This window comes from Halalkalibacter akibai JCM 9157, assembly GCF_000513135.1.
Classification (GTDB): domain Bacteria; phylum Bacillota; class Bacilli; order Bacillales; family Bacillaceae_D; genus Halalkalibacter; species Halalkalibacter akibai.
The window spans coordinates 80,502-101,899 of sequence record NZ_BAUV01000005.1; the positions used below are offsets into that span (position 1 = coordinate 80,502).

Below are 21,398 nucleotides of genomic sequence, written 5' to 3' on the forward strand. Positions count from 1 at the left end.
TAATCATAAACACAAAGAAAGGTGTTTTGTATGGAAAAATATCGAATTGATCCAAGTAAAGGGCTTGAATTTGGAATTTATACATTGGGTGACCATTTGCCTAATCCGTTAACAGGAGAGCGCATGTCTGCAGGGGAGCGCATTCAAGAAATCATTAACTATGCAAAATTAGCAGAACAGGCAGGGGTTGACTTTTTTAGTGTCGGAGAAAGTCATCAAGAGTATTTTGCAACACAAGCACATACCGTAGTGCTCTCTGCAATTGCACAGGCGACGAGCAAAATAAAAATCGCAAGTTCTTCAACTATTGTTAGTACTTCAGATCCTGTACGTGTATATGAGGACTTTGCAACAATTGATTTAATTTCAAAGGGGCGTGCGGAAATTGTTTGTGGTCGCGCTTCGCGAGTGGGCCTTTTTGAGTTATTAGGGTATGACGTTAATAATTATGAAGAATTGTTTGAAGAAAAATTCGATTTGTTGCGTGAGATTAATGAAAAGGAAGTCATCAACTGGCGTGGTGAATTCCGTGCTCCGTTGCGCAATGCTGAAATTCTCCCGCGCCCCCAAACTGGGTCAATGCCAATTTGGCGGGCTGTTGGAGGATCTCCAGGTAGTGCGATAAAAGCAGGGTACGCAGGAGTCCCGATGTTCTTAGCTCATTTGGGAGGACATGTAATGAGCTTTAAGCGTTCAATTGATGCCTATCGCGATGCGGCAAAACAGGGTGGCTTTGACCCTGCTGAGTTACCAGTGGCAACTGCTGGATTCTTTTATGCGGCAGAAACTTCACAACAAGCGATTGAGGACACATACCCGCACATTAATGAGGGAATGAAACGAACAAACGGAAGAGGTTTTCCAAAAGAGGCGTACTCACAAGGCATTGATCCTCATAATGTGATGAATATTGGCAGTCCACAACAAATTATTGAAAAGATTCTTTATCAACATGAAGTTTATGGTCACCAACGCTATATCGCTCAAATTGATTTTGGCGGAGTCCCGTTTGAACGATTAGAGAAAAATCTTGAGTTGATTGGTACGGAAATATTACCTGCAATTAAGAAGTACACAGCGAAAAAGTAAGATTAATGATAATAATTTAAGCCGAATTAAAAATAAGTATTGCGCTAGCCAGCGCATGGGGAGAGAAGGGTCAGCTGAAGGACGACTTTAAGTAAAAGAAGTGGGGAATGTTTTTATAGGGATTATGAAGACCGAAACTAATTGAACGAAGTGGAGAAAAGGTCTTCATAAGGACGATGAAGACGAAACTGATTGAACGAAGTGAAGAAAAGGTCTTCATAAGGACGATGAAGACCGAAACTGATTGAACGAAGTGGAGAAAAGGTCTTCATAAGGACGATGAAGACCGAAACTGATTGAACGCAGAGCAGAAAAGGTCATCATGAGGACGATGAAGTGCTAAACTCATCAAAAGAATCAGTGAAAAGTCCTTCATCAGTTGATGAAGGACAAAATCATGTTTCGATGAAGATGAGTGTGACTCACCTATTCGTAATAAGTCCATTGACGCACCCCGACTTTTTTGAAATTCTTTTCTAGTATGGTTCTAATTTTTCTTTTACTAGAAATTAATTGGCACCAGTCATAAATGGCATTCGTAGTTATTCTCCGAGTTGGGAAAAGCAACTTAAACTCCTCCACACTTCGTATTACGGAAGTGGCAACTACCTCGCCATACCCACAATCATGACAAATACAGTATTTTCCTTTAAGCGATAGTGAAAACGAGGTGCACTTTGCACATGTGATTCCTGTTCGAAGTTGTTCATACTCGTATGCGGGTAATAAAGTAAAAGGAGAGTCTGTCATATGCAGGGAAGCTAGATTTGTAGCTAGCATTTGGTGTTTTTTAGTTAGTTTTGACTGAGTCGCATTGAGGTTTTTTAAATATCTAGTAATCTGAGTTGGGAAAATAAAAGGTTTGTTCCTAGGGGATTGGTATAAAGTGAATTCGGGGTTAACAAAGACAACATGAGCATAAATAGGGAGATTAAATCCGAGGGTTTGAAGTAATTGGCGTAGAAGAGATTCACTTCGTTGCAATTGGTTTAGTGGATTAGTAACTTCAGTATGAGGAGTTTTTTACAATCTGTCTGACTCGTAATAAAAATCACCTTCGTAATTTTTAATCTCGAAAAGGTAAACGGCGTCTTGTAGAATCACCATTGTGTCAATTTGAAATAAAGTGTTATTTAGTTTTAAAAGTAAATCATGTAATAGTAAGCATTCACATTCAAGTGTATCTACTAATAAATCAAAGACTTTCTCACCTTCATACCCTTTTTTGAAATTTAAATAATGTAGCCTGTCCTTGCTAGATAGTTTCATTCTTGTGTTTAACGATCTAAGGATAAGGAATTCAGTAGATTCAGTGCGAGACTTAAAAGGGCATAGTCCACAACCTTTCGTATTTATTTGTCATACAAATTTATTATACATAATGGTTGCATTCAAGTATAGTTGACTTATACATAATAATAAGTAGTGCCAAACCTGAGTATCTATGACTCTATAAATGATCACGCTTACAAAAAACGATAAAACAAACAAAAGGAGTTTAACCGATGCCAAAAGTAATCATGACATTTCCAGAAGGAAAACACAAAGTTCTTACAATGAGCTATGATGATGGGAAGGCAGCTGACAGAAGATTAGTCGACATTTTTAACAAATTCGGAATAAAAGGAACGTTTCATCTGAATTCAGGTTTACTTGGAGTGGGTGACCGGATTGCGAAGGAAGAAATTGCTGACCTTTATCGTGAACATGAAATATCCGCTCATACGGTTACGCATCCAACGATAGCTAGGTCACCGAGAGAACAACTTGTTGAAGAGTTATTCAATGATCGAAAACAATTAGAAAAGATCACAGGTTATCCTGTCAGAGGTGCATCATATCCGAACGGTTCCTTTAACAAGTATATTAAAGAATTGCTTCCATTTCTAGGAATTGAATATTCTAGAACCGTTAACAGCACAGGGAATTTCGGAATCCCTGACGAGTTCTTAGAATGGAATCCAACTTGTCATCATAAAAACAATTTAATGAAACTCGCCGAAGAGTTTATTAACCTCCACAAAAAACAATATTTATATATGATGTATGTCTGGGGACACAGTTATGAATTTGATAATGATCAAAATTGGGATCTGATTGAAAGTTTCTGTGAAAAGATTAGCAAGCGAGATGACATTTGGTATGCGACTAATATTGAGATCGTAGATTATATGAAGGCATTTCAAAATTTAAAGTTTTCCGCTGAAAGCCATTTCGTTTATAATCCTTCGGCTAAATCAGTCTGGCTTAATGTTGATGATGACAAAATTGTTGAAGTAGAAGGAGGAGCACAAATAGCATTGGTGTGATTTTAGAAAAAGTAGACTAAATTCTAAAACTGACTTTTTATTCATGAGAAACCTAGAAAATAGGCTCATTCTCTTCTCAGCATACGTGGATTTACCTAATTTATAATAACAAATTAGGTCTGTAATCAATATCATACATAGACAAGTGATAAAACTTGATATTAGAAAAATGTTGCCATGTTGTTGGAGACAGGAGAAAGCATGTTAAAATATGTGATATTTGATTTTGATGGTACGCTTGCTAATTCCAAGGACGTATTCATCTCAGCTTGGAATAGCTTAGCGGACAAACACAACTATCGAAAAATAAATCGTTCAGAGTTAGATACGCTTAGAAGATTGCCCATACTTGAGAGAGTTAAACGATTGGATTTCCCTATTTTTAAAGCACCATTAATCATCCAGATTTTTACCGTTATTATCGGAAATTTTCGGGGGACATTAAGTTATATCCTGGTGTGATTCAAATGTTAAATACATTAGAGAGAGAAGGCTATCAAACCGCTATCATCTCTTCTAATTCGAAAGAGGTAATCAAACAGGTATTACGACGACATCGGATAAGAACTATATCACAGATACTGAGTTCGAGTGCGATTTTCGGAAAAGATCAATTGATTCGTAAATTTCTAAAAGAACATCGCTTAAAACCTTCAGAAGTTGTGTACGTCGGTGATGAACAGCGAGATATCGTAGCTTGTAAATCAGCTGGAATTAAGGTTATTTGGGTCAGTTGGGGATATGATGCGAAAGAACTTATTCAGTCACAGAATCCTGATTTTCTCGTGGATTCTCCTGGGGAGATCTTGGATATTGTTTTCGAACAACTAAAATAATAAAAGAAAACAGTCAATCGTTTATAAACGGTTGACTGTTTTCTTGGTTACAGCTTGCTGTTTAGATGATGATCTCGACTTCCTTTTAAAATGACTTTCTTAAAATCAATCTTTGAAACAAGTACGCCTGCTAATAAAATCGTTGCTCCAAGGTACCCTTGTGCAGTCATGGTTTCACCGAGTAGAACGAAGGCAAATACTACAGCAACAACAGGCTCTAATGAGAAAATCAAACCCGTATTGGTTGGGGTCGTATATTTTTGGGAAATCGTTTGAACCGTGAAACCAATGGCGCTGCAAAAGATTCCTAACGATAAAATAGCAATCCATGACGCTTCAGAATTAGGCAACGTTGTTGTTTCAGTGCTTACGATTGAAGAAACAAGACCAAAGAAACCAGCAAAACCAAGTTGAACAATACCTAAACTAAGCGAATCAACATGTTTAGTAAGAGTTCCTGTAACAAGAATATATATTGCGTAAAATAAGGCTCCTAAAATACATAAAGCATCTCCAGTGTTAATCTGTAATTGAGTATTTACAGTTAATAGTCCAATCCCAAGGAATGCTAAACAAATACCGAATAATACACGAGTATTTAACTTCTCTTTTAAAAAAACTGCAGACAAGATCGGTACAAAAATAACCGCTAAACTGACTAGAAATCCTGCATTGGAAGCCGAAGTAGACTTTACGCCAAACGTAATAAAAGAAAAAGACAAAAATAAGACGAAACCTAAGATGCGCCGTATTTAATTGTTTTCAAATCTAATTTCATTAATTTTTTATAAAAAATGAGTCCTGCAAATAAAAAGGCAATAGCAAATCGTAATCCGATTAAATTAAAACCGTCTATGGAATCGAGCCCCATTTTCATAAATACATAAGATGATCCCCAAAAAATCACTACTACTACCATCATTAAATCTGCTTTTACCTGCATTTTCATCGTGCTTCACAATCTCCCTTTTTTACGTGTTTTTATTTTCGTAATTCAAATTATAATCTTAGACTTTAAATAAATATAATGAATGTTTATAATGTTTTACATGAAAAAAAGTAATGTAACTGAGGGTTGATTATGTCATTAGCAAAGTATGAAATATTTAGTAAGGTTGTAGAATTAGGAAGTTTGACAAAAGCAGGAGAAAAAATGAACTTAACCCAATCGGCCGTTAGTCACGCGATCAACAGTCTCGAATCAGAATTTGGATTTTCTTTATTAAATCGTGGAAGAACTGGATTAAGCTTAACGGTTAATGGAGAAAGGATTTTAGAATACATTCGCGAGATTTTACAAGTGAATGAAAGAATGATTCAAGAAGCTGCAGCTGTTAAAGGATTAGAAATAGGGACAGTAAGAATTGGAACGTTTACAAGTGTTTCGTCTCAATGGCTTCCAGGTATATTTAAAGAGTTTAAATCTGCTTATCCTGGGATTACGATTGAATTGTACGAAGGGGACTACGAAGAGATTGAAAACTGGATTGTATCTGGTGAAATAGATTGTGGATTTGTAAGTAAAATGAAAACAGATATATTAGAAGTGATTTCTCTTAGAACAGAAAAGTTGCTATGTATTATTCCTACTGATCATCCACTCGTGAATCAAGATAAAATCTTATTCAAGCAAATTGAACAAGAGCCTTTTATTATGCCGAGATATGGGGGATACCATGATGTAAAAAGATTTTTCAAAGAAAACGATGTAAAAGTTGATGCCATTTATGAATTAGTAGATGATTATGCCATTATATCAATGGTGGAAAATCATTTAGGTATTAGCGTACTTCCTCAAATGCTCCTTAGCAATTTACCTGAAGGTGTAAGTTGCCTTGATTTAGAAATGGATTGTCATCGAACGATCGGTATCGCTGCTAACTACAATATGTCTCCGGCAACTCGGAGTTTTATTGACGGTGTCGTTGATTGGATTAGAAGGAATTAGCTTAATGGTGTTGAGGTATGAGGACACAGCGTACTCTATTAAACAAAAAAATAGCTGTTTTTCTTAGCTGGAGGACTTAGGATTTCTTATTGAGTAACTTTAAAAGCAATTTATACTTCAAATTGTGACATAACGCATCTAATGTCCGATTGAGTAAGGAAAGCTTATTGTTCAAATAGAGGACTGTGTGTCCATATAGCAAGGCGCTTCTCATCTATTAGTAGGTTTTACCAACTGGTTTGTCCAAGGACATTACATGAAACAACACATAAAGTCATTCTTATAAAAATAGACTCCTATCAATTGATAGGAGTCTATTTATTACCTAGAAGCGTTCGCACGGAACAATTTGATTTCTGCTTGTTTTTCTTCTTGTTTTGAATGATTTAAATAATGATAGAAGACACCCATGAACAAGCTTCCACCTATAAAGTTTCCAATTGTCACAGGAATAAGGTTATGAATAGCTCCTGTGAAACTGATTGTTTCAGGATGGTCAAGTACGAGTGAAATCGCAAATGCACCCATATTGGCAATGCTATGCTCGTAACCAGAAATAAAGAAACAAAAGACAAGTAACATCATCGTAAATATTTTCGAGCCTTCTGATTTCATATTCATTGGAAGGAAAAACGCTAAACAGACGAGCCAGTTACAAAGAATACCTCGAAAGAAAAGCTCTAACCAAGGAGCATTCATTTTTGTCCCAACAACACTAAATAAAAAGCTGTTCACGGAAGAATCCTGAAATAAGCCAGTAAAATAGATGATAACAGCAAACGTAATCGCGCCTATTAAATTCCCAATATAGCTCATGCTTAAAAGTTTAAGAGCGCTAGACCAAACCATCTTTTTTTGCAAGCAAGTATATGTGTAATAAAACGCGTTACCAGTAAATAAATCGCCGCCACCAAAAGCAATAAGAATAATGGCTGCACCGAACGTAATTGCAGCAACCGGATATGTGAAGGGAGAACCTTCTAAATAAAAGAGATTTCCCGTTTTAAATGCTACAATCACACCAAATCCAATAAAAAGACTAGCTAAAACAGCTCGAAGCACGTAGCGAATTCGACTCTGACTGAATGCCTTCTCTTTTTTAATGGCTAATTGTTCAACTTGTTGTAATGCTTGATGTTCCATAAAATCCTCACCTTTTCTGTCTAAACTCTATTTTTCTAGAGTATTTCATCGTTAGTCCATAAATTTTAAAACGAACTTACCTACTATAACAAATGAATAAGAGTGAAACTAGTAGGAAATTGAAAGGAGACGTTTTCATTTTGAAAAAAATTTAAAACGGACAGTTAAGCATGAAAAACGAAGGTTTTTATAAGGAAAAAAAAGAAAATCGAGAAGGGTGTGCGAAATGCCGTACACCCTTTTTTCAATACTTAGAAATGTAGACATCATTCGATCTGGCCAGATTGATTTCTGCTTGTTTAAAAAGGTAAAACTTATGCGAACTTTAAGTGTACTTGAGGGACCTGGTGTAATTGAAGGCTCAGGAGATGATGTGATCCAAGTAACTGGGGATCCAAGCTTGGCAACTGTGGTGGGGAACTCAGAGGGGAGGCATTTTGCTATAACAGGTTTTAATCCAAGTCGGAGTTTAATGGTAAACACAACCGATCCATATGAAGGGAAGGTTCGGGTCGAAAATGGAACGTTTCTAATGGAAATCACCGCAGTTGGAGAATGGTCCATCGATATAGATTAGTTGTTTAGACGGGGGTGTTCCAAAGATGACGAAAAGCTGGCAATAGAGTGGTTCGCTACCTTGAGAAGTCTCATCCGAGGTAGCTCCGTTTATTACTTTGAAATTAACTCTTGCTATGTTAATTATTCAACTGATTTTCCAAGCGCAATCGTATATCACTAATTACGGATTGCCAAATCACAGGATCTGTTGTGATTCTTCTTTTAAATGTTGCGTACATATCCTTTTGTTTCTCTTGAAAATCAAGAGCGTCTTGTGCTGGTAAATTCGCCCGCTGTTCTGTTACCCATTTTTGTACTTCTGGAGAGCGCGGGCCCCATACAGCTAGTTCTTTTCCTAGTTCATTGGTTATAATGAAAATAGGTATAGAACGTGCAGTCCCGTTCGTCAGGTATTGATCCATAAGGTCTAAATTTTCGTCACGAATGAGAAATCTCAATTCAATTGAGATTAATTCCGCTATCCGCTGCATAATTGGTATGCACAAAGCCGCATCGCCACACCAATCTGCAGTGAGTGTAATCACTTGCAGATTTTTATCTCTTAATTGAGTAAAATATGTAACGTCACTAGACTCAAATGTGACGTTCTGATAAATCTCTTCCAATTCCAGGCGGTTCACCTGCATGTTTTCCACATACTCTGTGTAAGTCATTCCTTTAGAAAACCACGTATTTAATGACATGACGTACCTCCTTATGAAACATAAAATAAGCATTTCTAGTTTATACCAGTTTATCATAATGAGGATAGTATCCTTTAGTGTTAAGTTCCACCAATAGATCAAACTAGTAAAAAGCTTTCAAACAATATGGTATAATTCAATCATTGAATGTTAGGTTACTGGCAAAAGCAGGAGGACACATGATAAAGACAAATATAACTCCATATCGTTGTCCAATCACTTTGACGAATAAGGCGAAGGACAAGATGCGGGAGCTCAGGCTTGATGAGCGCTCGTTTTTTTCGTTGGAAAAATCGTTTCATGTTTATATAGAAAAATACCCACCTGCTCCTGACCGTGTTCTATCGGTTGCTTTATTTTTGGACACTGAGAAGAACAAACAGTTGGCGGAGAAATACAACGAGTTTGTCATTGTGCTCCATGGTGTTGTGGAGATGGACCGAGTTATTGTAACGAATGTAACGACAAGAGCAGTCCATACTCCCGTGCATATCAATTGGCGGCGACCGGCGAATCTTCTGTTTGATGTGAATTTCCAGCGCGGGGAGCGAGTAGCTCTGGATTTACTAAACTTGATCCATGAGATGCCTGTTGCACAAGAAAGTTCAACGTACGTAAAAAAAAGGATCGCAAGTTGGGAAGGGTATCTGAAAATTCAAGAGCGATCTGCCGACATTCCAGATATGACAACAAGCTTTTCGGGGCTTATATTTAATGGGGATTTCACTAGGGTGACGATCACGGGTTTAAAACTTGGGGAAAAAGAGTGGAAGTCTCTCAAAGATCTAAGTGTTAAATTAAAAGGGATTGACCAAGATATAGGAAAAGTTCTAAAGGCAAACCGTTCTGGGCAATCGATTGAGGTTGAATTACATGGCTATATGGAAGAACGAGCTAGAAAACAACGGCTTGACGTGAGTCCAAAAGAAGTCGTTTTCAGTAATTTTGCCACTTTGAGTCAAGTAAAGAGATTGCGACAAGGCTTTAAGCACTTAGAGAATGGCTTGGCTGTTAATCCAGATCTTGAGCGTCTTTTGTTTGAAAATAAACCACCAGTCCAGCCTCCGAAAAAACAAGCGGTTCTTAAGTTTCATAATCGTTTGAACGAGTTCCAGCGTGAAGCTGTGACAGGAGCAATGTCTGCAGAAGATTTATACGTTATTCAAGGACCGCCGGGAACTGGAAAAACAACGGTTATTTCTGAAATTTGCTTGCAAAATGCAAAGGCAGGACTTCGCACATTGGTTGCTTCTCAATCAAATTTGGCTGTCGACAACGCTCTTGGACGATTGCTTGCGAATAAGGACATTCGCATTCTTCGTGTAGGACGAACGGAAAGTATCGAAGAAGAAGGCAAGAAATTCATTGAAGAAAATGTCGGGCAATACTGGAAAGACCACACGTTGCAAGAAGTATCTTCTCAATTTGAAGCACGCCATAATCGAGAAAGTGAAATTGAGGCAGAATGGGAAGCAAATCAGCAAGAGCAAGAAAGGTTAGAGCCTGAACTTGAACGTTTACAAGCTGAAATGGAAGCCAAGCAGCGAGCAGAACAACAATTTAACGAGATTCAATCACTGATTGATGAGCAAGAAAAGAAGGTAGAAGAGGCTGAGCAAGAGCAAAAAGCATTGCTAAAAAAGATACAGGACAGCAAAAAATCTCTGAACCTACTAAATGCGGAGCTCGAGAAAGAAAATATTTTTCTTCAGACAGAGCCAGATCGAGACACCATTCAAAAGGAATGGGAGGCAAACGAGCAATTGATTCAACGGTTGCAGAACAGTCTTGCGCTAGAAATTCTTGAAGCGGACATTGCTGATAAAAAGCAAACATTCGCGCAAACGTTATCTAAATGTGAAATGTGGTCAGAAGAAGTTAACAAGACAGAGGCTCTTGCAGAAAGAGTAAAAGAGATTAAGCAAATAGACGGCTTAAAATGGGTGATGCTCGAACAAAACATGAAGCGCTCTTTAAGAATGCAAGAGCTTATGGAAGAGATCGAGGATATTCGCGGATACATCAAACAAAGGGAAAAACTAAAAGATTATGCCGAGAAACTTGGCAAAGCCATTTCAGTTGTTGAACAGAACCTAGCGCTACAGCTTGTAGTCACTCGTCAATTGGAGGAAAGAGCTAAGGCACGAAAGGCCGTTTATACAGCCGAGACTATTGATCAATTTTTAGATAGATTAAGATATAAGTACAAAAGCAACGTCAAATATGATATCCAAGATCTTGAAGGACTTTACAGTAGAATACAGTTTGTATGGCAAAAAGCTAAAATGTTACAGTCACCTGATAGCTATATCCAAATGGCTAAAGAAGCTTTTCGATCGTTGAAGCAGGAAGTGACAGATGAACTTCAACAAAAGCAGCGTGAAAACAAGGTGTTGTACCAGAAGTGGCAGCGAACACTGGAAGAGGAGAAAGCTACACTTCAATCTCTAGAAAACAAGCAAAAACAATTAAGTGTTTCAGCGGAGAGCATCCCGAACGCGAAAGAAATGCTGAAACAAAAAGAAGCAATATCCTTGGAATTAAAGGAAAAGCAAGAACTTTATTCTCAAGTGAAAAAGCGTTTTGAAGAAAATAGTGAGAAACAAGCGCAAGAAGTAATGCAACTTGAAGAAGCAGAGCAGCAACTTGTAGTAAGTGATGATTGTCTCAATGAGCTTAATGTTTCGTTTATTAAATGGGAAGAAGAACAAAAAATGTTAAAAGACATTTTGGCTAGTGAACCTGAAGCGGAGCATGAAAAAGTTTTAACTCAGTTAGCAAGTCTTTCTTTGAGACGCGAGTCTATGAAACAAGAGAAGAAAAGACTTCCACTTTTTCAGTCGATTCAAGGGAAGTGGCTGTCTCTACTAGAAGAAGCAAGTGAACACGATTTGGATGAAATCCGTAAACTTTATGTGAAGCATGCCAATGTAATCGGAACAACCTGTGTGGCATCGGCACGTAAAGATTTCATCGACAGCTACCCTGAATTTGATGTTGTTATTATTGATGAAGTGTCAAAAGCAACTCCGCCAGAGCTACTTTTGCCAATGCTGAAAGGGAAAAAAATTATCTTAGTCGGAGACCATCATCAACTGCCACCTCTATTAGGTAATGATACGCTTGAAGAAACGCTACAAGAAATGGCCGATAGTAGTGATGATTTTGAAGGAAAAGCGGAATTAAACAAACTTTTAAAAGAATCACTGTTTGAACGGTTATTTAAGAGTTTGCCAAAAAGCAATAAAACCATGCTCGCGATCCAGTACCGGATGCATGAAAACATTATGGAGACGATTGCACCATTTTATGAGCAGGAAAGTGACCGACTGCAATGTGGCTTAACTGACTCTGACGCAGAACGCGACCATTTACTAGAATCAGCACTTATAAAGCGAAACAATCACCTTTTATGGCTTGATATGCCAAATGAACCTGCATTTTTTGAGGAAAGAATGAAAGGTGGAAAGAGTTTATTTAACCCATCTGAATTAGAGAAGATCGGTGCGATGTTGACCGAGCTAGATGAAGCAGTTGCAGCAGCTAAAAGAGCTGGACGAATGGATGAGTATGATAAAAAGAGTGTTGGTGTTATTAGTTTCTACGGGGAACAAGTTAAAAGAATTGACCGCTTAATTCAACAAGAACTTCGACTGCAGCACCTAACGATTCGTACAGGGACAGTTGACCGCTTCCAAGGTATGGAAATGGATGTTATTCTGTTAAGTATGGTAAGAAACCATGATAACAAACAAGATGATATCGGTTTTGCTAAGGACTATCGCAGGTTGAATGTTGCCTTATCGCGTGCAAGAGAACTTCTTATTTTAATTGGAAGCACAAAGATGTACACGGAGCGCGCAAAACATAAAGATACAAGACAGATGTATTCGCACGTATTAGAAGCCGCCAAAAAACAAGGTGGATTGCGAATGCTTGAAGAGGTGATGCAGCTTGGATAAACTAACGAAACGCCTACGTACAAGTTTACTTGAAAATCCATCTATTCAAATTAAAGAAACAGCGGTATGGTATCTACCGGTTATGATATTGGATGTGGAATTCAAACGAGTCAAGCGTTCGAAGATGGATATTCTGATGAAAATGATGATGCTCACCTTTGAGGAAGCTGATATTAGAAGACCAGCGAACTTAACCGAAATGCTTTTAGTTGAAGAGTTATTCATTGCAGATTTAATTGAAAAAATGCAGAGGACAGGCTTAATTCAACAAGAAAGAGGAATCTACAAGCTTACAAGAAAAGGGCATGAACAGTTGCAAACGGGTATTATTGAAGAAGAGTTAGAAGAAGAGTGGACCGAGCTTTTCTATAGTTCTGATCTTGATGAATATTGGTCAGAACTTCACCAACCTGAGAAGGAGTCAGAACAGGAAGAGCCGATTTTTCGCTATGCGGATCAACAAGGTATCGTTAATGTGGACCAAATCTTACAATTCATTTCCGAAAGAGAAAACGGACTGGATGAAGATGGCTTCCAAACAGTAGTTGATGCTGTGTTGAACATTGAGGAGCGGTCGTTTGAATATATTCCGTGTGTCGAATTTCAATTATATAATCAAGAACAGGACTCTTTCTTCGCCCGTGTCTGGAATACATCACTTGAACGTTGGGATGAAGCGCTCGAAAAACAGATAGAAGAGCAGGAAAGAGTGAGATGGCGAGAGAAATATGACTTATAAGGGGGTCTGACCCCCAGCGCTGTAAAGCTTTAACGCAGTGGGGGTCAGGCACCTTTATTGCTCTATCAATGGCAGTTGAACGTTAAAGGTAGTACCTTTATTTTCTTTTGATTTAAAATTAATTGTACCACCGTGTTGATGGATAATGTTGTAACAGATCATTAGGCCTAAGCCAGTGCCGTTTTCTTTTGTTGAATAAAAAGGTTGACCTAATTTGTCCTGAATTTGCTCAGGAATTCCTTTACCATTATCGGTTATTTCGATACAAGCTTTATTATTCTGTTTATATATCTTTAAAAGAATCTGTCCGTTGTTACTCGTTGCTTCTATCGCGTTTTTAATTAAATTAATAAATACCTGTTTTATTTGTTCCTCGTTACATTGGATCGGTAAAAACTCTTCTGTTGATAAGAATTCAAGGAGAACTCCTTCCATGTTAGCTTGAGATTGCATAAGAGTAAAGGAGTTCTGAAGTAAGGTCGTTGCATTTGATTCTACGGTTTTCATTGAAGTGGGCTTTCCTAAAACTAACAATTCACTAGCAATCGTTTCGATCCGTTCAATCTCTTTATCTATAATAGATATGAAATCTAATTTTAATTCTCCTTCTCTAGCTAAAGCCATAAATCCTTTTATAGAAGTGAGGGGATTACGTATTTCATGAGCAATACTAGCAGCAAGCTGACCTGTGATTCCTAATTTTTCTGCTTCGACAACTAAACGCTGATTTTCTTTCCGGTCTTTGATATCTCTTACTAAGAGCATGGTTGATTCCTTACAATTTTCAAAAACAAAAGGAAAGGTGAAGGTTTCAACTTCTATCGTTTTTCCATGTAATGATTGAAATGTTTCTTCGACAGGTGTTGAGGGTTTTTGATGCAGCAAATTTATTTTTCTTTTAATCTCTTCTTCAGAAAGACTCGGATGAAAGAAATCACCGATAGCTTTACCTATCAATGGCTCATTCTCAGATTCGAGTAACTCATGTGCGGCCATATTAGAGTAGGCAATGGTGCCTTCTAAAAGAATAAACGCAGCTTCTGGCATCTGCTCGATCAAATGAATGTATTGATTGTTCATAGTTTGCAGATTTGTAATGGTTTCTTTATAGTTTTCTTCCATTCCTATCGACGGAGAGACTCTTTCGCAGTCATAAAAACTAGAAGTGGTAAACTCGGTATCGGTCATGATGTAGGAATGATGTTTGCTCATTTCTAGTAACAGGTCAGCAGAGATCGAATTACCGTCATAAGCACATACACTAACGGAATGAACTTCATTAACAAAATCTTCAACAGTTAATTCATAGTCAAGAAATTTTTCTTTTAGACAGCATTGATTCTCAAGCCAGGCAGGTTTTCCCCAGTTCCGAATGGGGGTACCACTAGTTGCGATTGGTCTAAGAAAGGAAGAGAACGTTTGGACAACACGATCTACATCTAATTCCACAGTTGAGTGATAGTTTTTTTCAGAGTCACCAAATATAACGGAATCTAAGATTTGTTGATCAACCCCCTTTTTTAATAGGGCTTTCTTAACAAGTGAAACGGTCTCCAACGAATCTATAAAAATCGTAGCATGGCCTAGTTCAATACCTGCAACAATAAAAGAGACTGCGTTGTTAATATACTCTTGTTGATTTGACGTAACATATAAAATATGAGCCCCATTCATAACATGTGTATTTGATGTGAAGGCAACTTCTGGTGTGATTGTATGAGTAGGTTTTATTAATATCGTCATATTTATCTCCTTATTATCTTAACAGTTGAATCTATTATATTATTAAAGTACCAATCGACCAAGGGGAAATATATCCAAAAGGGGTCTCATAAAAAGGGGTCTGACCCCCGGCGCTGTAAAGCTTTAACGCAGTGGGGGTCAGGCACCCTTTTCTAGGCACCCTTTTCTAACCTTAATATATCTATATAGAAAGAGCGAAAAAAACATGGAGATGAAAATCAATCACAAGCTGATTAAAGACCTTTGCGGTACGGTTTCTTATAAAAAAGGGGATTCTTTTTATCGCTCGAATAAAGTAACTCTTCACCAGTATCAAGAAGATTTCTGTGAAGCTACCATTTGTGGCAAAGAAGACTTTCATGTCACTATTGAAAAAAGCAAAACAGGTGATTTTCAAATGAATTGCACCTGTCCAACATTAGCTAACTTCTCAAAAAGTTGCCAGCATGTTGCTGCTACTTTACTAGCGATTTATGAACGGCAGCAACTAGAAAAAAGGTCTTTCCTTGGTAATCAAGTGGAACCTTCTACAGTTGGTACGGAAACAGAAGCTTTCATGTCTCTTTTTCAAAATAAGCCAACCAGAACTAGTGGACATCAACTTTACTTTGAAGAAAGAAAAATTCTCCCTATCAGCTTTACTATTAAACCAGTCTTAATCGGAGAGGATCAATACTTGCTCGGAGTGGAAATACAAATCGAGAAAGACTCAGTCAAGTCGATAAGAAACTTTCTATTAGCTGTGAAACAAGGGAAACTATACAAGTACTCTTCTGTATCAGCCTATGATCCAAACATTCACTGTTTTACGAATGAATCAGATGAGGTGATTCAACAGCTTTTACGTGTCATGTACGATGAGAAAGCTTTTCTAGAAGCAACGTCTTATAATTCTAATCAGACAAAATCGAATTCAACATTACTGATTCCTCCATCATCTTGGAAGGATCTTATCCCGTTACTGAAAAAAGCTCCATTCGTTTTCTTTAAGCGAGAAGGTCAGGCTTTTCAGAGCTTTCGGGTCGTGGACGGACCTCCTCCCATTCAGTTTTTATTCGAAGATACTGAGGATTCAAATTTCCAATTAACAATTAAGGGCTTCGAAAGAATGAGTATTTTACATTTTTATAGTGCTGTACTATATGATGGGAAAGTATTTCAGCTCGGAGGACAGGATTGCGAACGATTATACGAACTCAAGCAAACGCTAACGTCTCCGAATAAAAATCACATACCTATACCACACGAACAAATGAATGTTTTTCTGGAAAAAACTGTACCTGATCTGAAGAGAATTGGAAAGGTGCAACTGTCTAAAAGAATGTCACAAGAGCTTTTGAAAACACCACTTATCGCCAAGTTGTATTTGGATCGCTTAAGAAATCGTTTGCTTGTCGGTTTGGAGTTTCAATATGAACATGTGATCATTCAACCGTTGGAACAGCGAGAGAGTGCAGAACCAATGGTAATGAGAGATTTGGAAAAAGAAGAGGAAATTCTTCAGCTTATGGAAACAAGTGGTTTTTCTAAAACAGATGGTGGTTATTTCATGCAAAATGAATTGCTTGAATATGAATTTTTATACCATGTTGTCCCGAAGCTACAATCAATCTGTCAGATCTACGCAACCACAGCTGTTAGAAATCGCATTTTTAAAAAGAATGCTCATCCGAAAATTAAAGTTCATGTTAATGAAAAAGAAAGAACAAACTGGTTAGAATTCAAATTTGAGATGGACGGGGTAGCAGATAAAGAGGTTAAAGAGATTTTAGCTGCACTAGAAGTAAAGCGTAAATACTATCGCCTTCAAAACGGATCGCTTCTTTCACTTGAAACTAAAGAAATGGAAGAAATTCAGCGATTCTTACATGCTGTGCCATCTCAGGAACAAGATTTTGAAACGAGCCTGAATATGCCAATGATTCAGGGGCTAAAATTTCTTGATAGACTTGAGGATAGTAACGTTTTTCAAGCAGAACATTCGTTTCAAGAGCGTTTCAATCAATTGCTGAATCCTGGAACTACTTTGTTTGATGTACCTGAAAACTTAAACCTTATATTGAGAGACTATCAAAAACAAGGTTATCAATGGATGAAAACTTTGGCAAGCTATGGATTTGGGGGCATTTTAGCCGATGATATGGGACTTGGGAAAACGATACAAAGCATTGCCTTTATCACATCGGAACTAGTACGTATTCGAGAAAGTGGTCAGCCTGTCTTGATTGTGTGTCCATCTTCGTTAACATATAACTGGCTACATGAACTGGCGAAATTTGCTCCGGAATTACAGGTGGTTGTGGTAGATGGACAAAAATTAGAGCGAGAGCAGCTTTTAAAAGACACAAGTGATTTAGATGTGATCATCACGTCTTATCCATTGCTTCGTCGTGATATCCAATGCTTTGAAAAGCAATCGTTTCACACGGTTTTCTTTGATGAAGCACAGGCGTTTAAAAATCCAGTCACTCAAACAGCGCGCGCAGTAAAAAGAATTAAGGCAGAACATCGGTTTGGACTTACAGGTACACCAGTAGAAAACTCACTTGAAGAACTTTGGTCAATTTTTCATGTCGTTTTTCCACAGCTATTTCAAGGACTAAAAGAGTACAGTGAGTTATCTCGAAAGAAAATTGCTCGGCGAGTTCGCCCCTTTTTGCTTCGTAGAGTTAAAGAGGATGTACTTCATGAGCTACCTGATAAAGTGGAATCCTTAGTATCAGCAGAATTATTACCTGAGCAAAAGAAGCTGTATGTTGCGTATTTAGCAAAATTACGGCACGAGACTTTAAAACATCTTGATAAAGAAACAGTACGCAAAAATCGAATTAAAATCTTAGCTGGATTGACAAGATTGCGACAAATTTGTTGTCACCCTGCTTTGTTTGTAGATGGCTATAAGGGGAGCTCCGCCAAATTCGAACAGCTCTTGCAAATTCTAGAGGAGTCTAAGCTTTCTGGAAGAAGAGTACTGATTTTCTCGCAATTTACGAAAATGCTAGACTTGATTGGGAGAGAACTTACAATAAGAGGCCAAACCTATTTCTATCTTGATGGACAAACCGCCTCAGAGGAACGATTAGAACTCTGCAATAAATTCAATGAAGGGGAGAGTGAGTTATTTTTGATTTCGTTGAAAGCCGGAGGAACAGGGTTGAACTTAACTGGTGCTGATACGGTCATTTTATATGACCTCTGGTGGAATCCAGCTGTCGAACAACAAGCTGCAGACCGAGCACATAGAATGGGTCAACAAAAAGAAGTAGAGGTGATCAAGCTAATCGCTCGAGGCACCATTGAAGAGAAGATGAATGATCTACAACAGAAAAAGAGAGAGCTAATCGCGGAGATTGTTAATTCAGAAGAACAACCCTCTAACGGGTTAACAGAAGAAGACATTAGAGAGATTTTAATGTGATCAGAGAAGGTGCCTATGCTCTAGCGCTTTAAAGTGCTGGGGGTCAGGCACCTTTTTGAGGCACCTTTTTTGAGGCACCTTTTTTGGAAAATCAAAAAACCAGATTCTTAATGAATCTGGTTTTTAAGAATTGTCTATTAAGCTAATCTCATTTTAAAATCTTCATAGCCAAACTCGCGTACAATACGGTAATCTCCATCTTTATTCTTTACAGCAATTGCTGGTAGGGGCATACCGTTAAAAGTTGTGTTTTTAACCATTGTGTAAATCGCCATATCACCAAAAACGAGGCGGTCTCCGCTTTCTAGTGGCTTGTCAAAAGAGTATTCTCCGATCACGTCACCGGCAAGGCACGTTTGTCCACCAAGGCGATATGAGTGTGGCTTTTCATTTACTTGTCCCGACCCTAATAGAGGGGGACGGTAAGGCATTTCTAATACATCTGGCATATGACAAGTTGCTGACGTATCAAGAATGGCAATTTCCATATCGTTTTCGAGTTTATCAAGAACAGTGGTTACAAGGAAACCTGCATTAAGAGCAATTGCCTCACCAGGCTCAAGATAAACTTCTAATCCATATTTATCCTGCATTCTCTTAATACATTTTTCAAGTAAAGCAATGTCGTAGTCTTCACGCGTGATATGATGACCTCCACCAAAGTTGATCCATTCCATTTGTGACAGATATGGTCCAAACTTTTCTTCAATGGCATTTAAAGTGGTTTCTAAATCGTCAGAGTTTTGCTCGCAAAGAGTATGAAAGTGAAGACCTGACACACCATCTAATAACTCTGGGCGGAAATTCTTAATAGTAACTCCAAAGCGAGAACCAGGAGAACATGGATCATAAATCGCATGTCCAACCTGTGTAGAGTGCTCAGGATTAATTCGTAAACCTACTTGTTTTCCAGCTTGAAGTACTTTGTCTTTAAACTTTTCCACCTGTGAAAAAGAATTAAAGATAATATGATCACAATAGGAGATGATTTCATCAATTTCATCATCGCGATAAGCTGGAGCAAAACAATGATTTTCTTTGCCCATTTCCTCGTGACCAAGACGTGCTTCATATAATCCACTTGATGCAGTCCCACTTAAATACTTGCCAATTAGTGGATACATCGCTGACATCGAGAAAGCTTTTTGTGCAAGAATAATTTTTGAGTTGGTACGTTCCATGACTCCGTTTAGAACTTTTAAATTCTTCTCAAGCAAGCCTTCATCTACTACATAACAAGGTGTTGGTAATTCCTCGAACCGCATCTTAACGAACGGACTCCGGTTGCTTAATTGGCTCATTATCAACAAGCTCTGGATTAAAGCTTTCTTGCCATGGTAGACCCCATTTATTTAAAGCTTCCATGAATGGATCTGGATCGAATTCTTCAATGTTGAATACGCCTGGTTTGTTCCACTTGCCAGTCATTAACATCATCGCACCAATCATTGCAGGAACACCTGTTGTATAAGAAACAGCTTGTGAACCTACTTCTTTGAAACACTCTTGGTGATCACATACGTTGTAAACATAGTAAGTTTTCTCTTTGCCGTCTTTTTTCCCTTTAAAGATACAACCGATGTTTGTTTTTCCAACGGTACGTGGTCCAAGAGAAGCTGGGTCAGGCAATAAAGCTTTTAAGAATTGAAGAGGAACAATTTGTTGACCTTCGTACTCAATTGGCTCAATTGATGTTAATCCAACATTCTCAAGACACTTTAAGTGAGTTAAATAGCTTTGACCGAATGTCATAAAGAAACGAATTCTTTTGATTCCTGGAATGTTTACAGCAAGAGATTCAAGTTCTTCATGATAAAGCAAGTACATATCCTTCTCGCCGATTTCAGGGAAGTTGTAAACTCGCTTAATTTCCATTGGATCTGTTTCAATCCATTGGCCATTTTCCCAGTAACGTCCGTTAGCAGACACTTCGCGGATGTTAATTTCAGGGTTAAAGTTTGTTGCGAAAGGATAGCCATGATCACCTGCGTTACAATCAAGAATATCAATGTATTCAATTTCATCAAAGTGATGCTTAAGTGCATGTGCAGAGAATACGCCTGTTACACCTGGGTCAAATCCACTTCCTAAAAGAGCTGTAATTCCAGCTTTTTCAAAACGCTCACGATAGTCCCATTGCCAACTATACTCAAATTTTGCCGTATCTTCAGGCTCGTAGTTTGCTGTATCCATGTAATTTACTTTTGTTGCAAGACAAGCATCCATAATCGTTAGATCTTGATACGGTAATGCTAAATTCATAACGATATCCGGTTTTACTTCTTCGATCAACGCGATTAATTCATCCACATTATTAGCATCGACTTGCGCAGTCGTAATTTTTGTTTTTCCACCATCTAGTTTCGCTTTTAAGTCATCACATTTAGATTTCGTACGACTTGCGATACAGATTTCTTCAAATACCTCGCTGTTTTGGACGCATTTATGGATGGCTACAGAAGCCACTCCACCACAACCAATAATAAGTGCTTTACCCATCATTCATTTCTCCCAACTAAAATAAATTTTGCTAATGCAAGAGAAGTCCGTACTGTCTAGCTTAACTGTTATGAAAGTTTGAAGCAAAATTACCGCTCAGAAGATATTTCCATAACAAAAAAGCAAGTGTAGGACGCATTACGCGCACAACACTTGCTAAGATATCAAAGTAATATTAAAAAGGCATGACAAAAAGTCATATGTACATATCTATACCATAAAAACTAATTAAAGCCATTATGGAAGAAAGCTTTTTAATATCGAGTATCTTATTAGGATCAGAGTCTATATAGCAAATAATTACTTCTTAGCACTCTTATTGACCGTTTCACAAGTTGATGTGCAAATGCACTGGTTATAAAGTAACCAACTTATAAAATTTGAGCTTCTAACTCAATCAATAAGGCAACTTAAGTTGCCAGTCGGCATTTGACCCAGCTGTCCGTATGG

The 21,398-nt window shown here is 37.9% G+C and carries 15 protein-coding genes and 1 pseudogene; 9 read left to right on the top strand and 7 right to left on the bottom strand.

Annotated elements, in window-relative coordinates; all coding sequences use genetic code 11:
- Positions 1–30 precede the first annotated feature (30 nt).
- Positions 31–1,089 carry an LLM class flavin-dependent oxidoreductase gene (locus tag JCM9157_RS04785; RefSeq protein ID WP_035662726.1) on the top strand — a complete coding sequence of 353 codons (1,059 nt, stop codon included), beginning with the start codon at positions 31–33 and terminating at the stop codon, positions 1,087–1,089.
- Positions 1,090–2,112: 1,023 nt separating this feature from the next.
- Here the strand turns inward: JCM9157_RS04785 and JCM9157_RS25985 are convergent.
- Positions 2,113–2,358, bottom strand: a complete 246-nt coding sequence (locus JCM9157_RS25985) for a nuclease-related domain-containing protein (protein WP_369384695.1) — start codon at positions 2,356–2,358, stop codon at positions 2,113–2,115.
- A gap of 236 nt (positions 2,359–2,594) precedes the next feature.
- Here JCM9157_RS25985 and JCM9157_RS04790 point away from each other — a divergent pair, with 236 nt between their 5' ends.
- The 3 genes from JCM9157_RS04790 (at position 2,595) to JCM9157_RS25640 (ending at position 4,234) form a co-directional block, all read left to right on the top strand.
- On the top strand, positions 2,595–3,398 hold the full coding sequence (locus JCM9157_RS04790; protein ID WP_035662728.1) for a polysaccharide deacetylase family protein: 804 nt from the start codon (positions 2,595–2,597) through the stop codon (positions 3,396–3,398).
- A gap of 201 nt (positions 3,399–3,599) precedes the next feature.
- Positions 3,600–3,860 (top strand): HAD hydrolase-like protein, encoded by a 261-nt coding sequence (locus tag JCM9157_RS25635; RefSeq protein WP_268870913.1) that lies wholly within the window; start codon positions 3,600–3,602, stop codon positions 3,858–3,860.
- On the top strand, positions 3,857–4,234 hold the full coding sequence (locus JCM9157_RS25640) for an HAD-IA family hydrolase (RefSeq protein ID WP_268870914.1): 378 nt from the start codon (positions 3,857–3,859) through the stop codon (positions 4,232–4,234). The genes JCM9157_RS25635 and JCM9157_RS25640 overlap by 4 nt, the downstream gene beginning before the upstream one ends.
- 47 nt (positions 4,235–4,281) lie before the next feature.
- On the opposite strand, the pseudogene JCM9157_RS04800 reads toward JCM9157_RS25640, so the two are convergent.
- Positions 4,282–5,183, bottom strand: a pseudogene (locus JCM9157_RS04800) (DMT family transporter).
- A gap of 132 nt (positions 5,184–5,315) precedes the next feature.
- Here JCM9157_RS04800 and JCM9157_RS04805 point away from each other — a divergent pair.
- Positions 5,316–6,182, top strand: coding sequence for a LysR family transcriptional regulator (locus JCM9157_RS04805; protein WP_035662731.1), 867 nt, complete (start codon positions 5,316–5,318; stop codon positions 6,180–6,182).
- A gap of 321 nt (positions 6,183–6,503) precedes the next feature.
- On the opposite strand, the gene JCM9157_RS04810 is transcribed toward JCM9157_RS04805, so the two are convergent.
- A complete protein-coding gene (locus JCM9157_RS04810) occupies positions 6,504–7,325 on the bottom strand; it encodes a formate/nitrite transporter family protein (protein WP_052012950.1) in 822 nt (273 codons plus the stop codon).
- A 226-nt stretch (positions 7,326–7,551) separates the two neighbouring features.
- Between JCM9157_RS04810 and JCM9157_RS04815 the strand changes: the two genes are divergently transcribed.
- Entirely contained in the window at positions 7,552–7,902 is a 351-nt protein-coding gene (locus JCM9157_RS04815; RefSeq protein ID WP_035662733.1) for a hypothetical protein, read from the top strand.
- A 118-nt stretch (positions 7,903–8,020) separates the two neighbouring features.
- On the opposite strand, the gene JCM9157_RS04820 is transcribed toward JCM9157_RS04815, so the two are convergent.
- Positions 8,021–8,587: a thioredoxin family protein gene (locus JCM9157_RS04820; RefSeq protein WP_035662735.1), complete on the bottom strand. Its 567-nt coding sequence runs from the start codon at positions 8,585–8,587 to the stop codon at positions 8,021–8,023.
- A gap of 179 nt (positions 8,588–8,766) precedes the next feature.
- On the opposite strand from JCM9157_RS04820, the gene JCM9157_RS04825 reads away from it, so the two are divergent.
- Positions 8,767–12,549 carry a DEAD/DEAH box helicase gene (locus JCM9157_RS04825; RefSeq protein ID WP_035662737.1) on the top strand — a complete coding sequence of 1,261 codons (3,783 nt, stop codon included), beginning with the start codon at positions 8,767–8,769 and terminating at the stop codon, positions 12,547–12,549.
- Positions 12,542–13,288 (top strand): hypothetical protein, encoded by a 747-nt coding sequence (locus JCM9157_RS04830; RefSeq protein WP_035662738.1) that lies wholly within the window; start codon positions 12,542–12,544, stop codon positions 13,286–13,288. The genes JCM9157_RS04825 and JCM9157_RS04830 overlap by 8 nt, the downstream gene beginning before the upstream one ends.
- A gap of 54 nt (positions 13,289–13,342) precedes the next feature.
- On the opposite strand, the gene JCM9157_RS23240 is transcribed toward JCM9157_RS04830, so the two are convergent.
- Entirely contained in the window at positions 13,343–15,031 is a 1,689-nt protein-coding gene (locus JCM9157_RS23240; protein WP_052012951.1) for an ATP-binding protein, read from the bottom strand.
- A gap of 205 nt (positions 15,032–15,236) precedes the next feature.
- Between JCM9157_RS23240 and JCM9157_RS04840 the strand changes: the two genes are divergently transcribed.
- Positions 15,237–18,449: a DEAD/DEAH box helicase gene (locus tag JCM9157_RS04840; protein WP_035662741.1), complete on the top strand. Its 3,213-nt coding sequence runs from the start codon at positions 15,237–15,239 to the stop codon at positions 18,447–18,449.
- Positions 18,450–18,586: 137 nt separating this feature from the next.
- On the opposite strand, the gene nspC is transcribed toward JCM9157_RS04840, so the two are convergent.
- Both nspC and JCM9157_RS04850 read right to left on the bottom strand, forming a co-directional pair.
- Positions 18,587–19,714, bottom strand: coding sequence for a carboxynorspermidine decarboxylase (gene nspC, locus JCM9157_RS04845; RefSeq protein ID WP_035662744.1), 1,128 nt, complete (start codon positions 19,712–19,714; stop codon positions 18,587–18,589).
- Between the two features lies 1 nt (position 19,715).
- Positions 19,716–20,948, bottom strand: a complete 1,233-nt coding sequence (locus tag JCM9157_RS04850) for a saccharopine dehydrogenase family protein (protein ID WP_035662746.1) — start codon at positions 20,946–20,948, stop codon at positions 19,716–19,718.
- Positions 20,949–21,398 lie beyond the last annotated feature (450 nt).

What these genes read in the sequence shown, in the direction of transcription:
- JCM9157_RS04785 (WP_035662726.1), top strand. Translation starts at nt 31, where the DNA reads ATGGAAAAATATCGAATTGATCCAAGTAAAGGGCTTGAATTTGGAATT.
- JCM9157_RS25985 (WP_369384695.1), bottom strand. Translation starts at nt 2,358, where the DNA reads ATGAAACTATCTAGCAAGGACAGGCTACATTATTTAAATTTCAAAAAA.
- JCM9157_RS04790 (WP_035662728.1), top strand. Translation starts at nt 2,595, where the DNA reads ATGCCAAAAGTAATCATGACATTTCCAGAAGGAAAACACAAAGTTCTT.
- JCM9157_RS25635 (WP_268870913.1), top strand. Translation starts at nt 3,600, where the DNA reads ATGTTAAAATATGTGATATTTGATTTTGATGGTACGCTTGCTAATTCC.
- JCM9157_RS04805 (WP_035662731.1), top strand. Translation starts at nt 5,316, where the DNA reads ATGTCATTAGCAAAGTATGAAATATTTAGTAAGGTTGTAGAATTAGGA.
- JCM9157_RS04810 (WP_052012950.1), bottom strand. Translation starts at nt 7,325, where the DNA reads ATGGAACATCAAGCATTACAACAAGTTGAACAATTAGCCATTAAAAAA.
- JCM9157_RS04815 (WP_035662733.1), top strand. Translation starts at nt 7,552, where the DNA reads ATGCCGTACACCCTTTTTTCAATACTTAGAAATGTAGACATCATTCGA.
- JCM9157_RS04820 (WP_035662735.1), bottom strand. Translation starts at nt 8,587, where the DNA reads ATGTCATTAAATACGTGGTTTTCTAAAGGAATGACTTACACAGAGTAT.
- JCM9157_RS04825 (WP_035662737.1), top strand. Translation starts at nt 8,767, where the DNA reads ATGATAAAGACAAATATAACTCCATATCGTTGTCCAATCACTTTGACG.
- JCM9157_RS23240 (WP_052012951.1), bottom strand. Translation starts at nt 15,031, where the DNA reads ATGACGATATTAATAAAACCTACTCATACAATCACACCAGAAGTTGCC.
- JCM9157_RS04840 (WP_035662741.1), top strand. Translation starts at nt 15,237, where the DNA reads ATGGAGATGAAAATCAATCACAAGCTGATTAAAGACCTTTGCGGTACG.
- nspC (WP_035662744.1), bottom strand. Translation starts at nt 19,714, where the DNA reads ATGCGGTTCGAGGAATTACCAACACCTTGTTATGTAGTAGATGAAGGC.
- JCM9157_RS04850 (WP_035662746.1), bottom strand. Translation starts at nt 20,948, where the DNA reads ATGGGTAAAGCACTTATTATTGGTTGTGGTGGAGTGGCTTCTGTAGCC.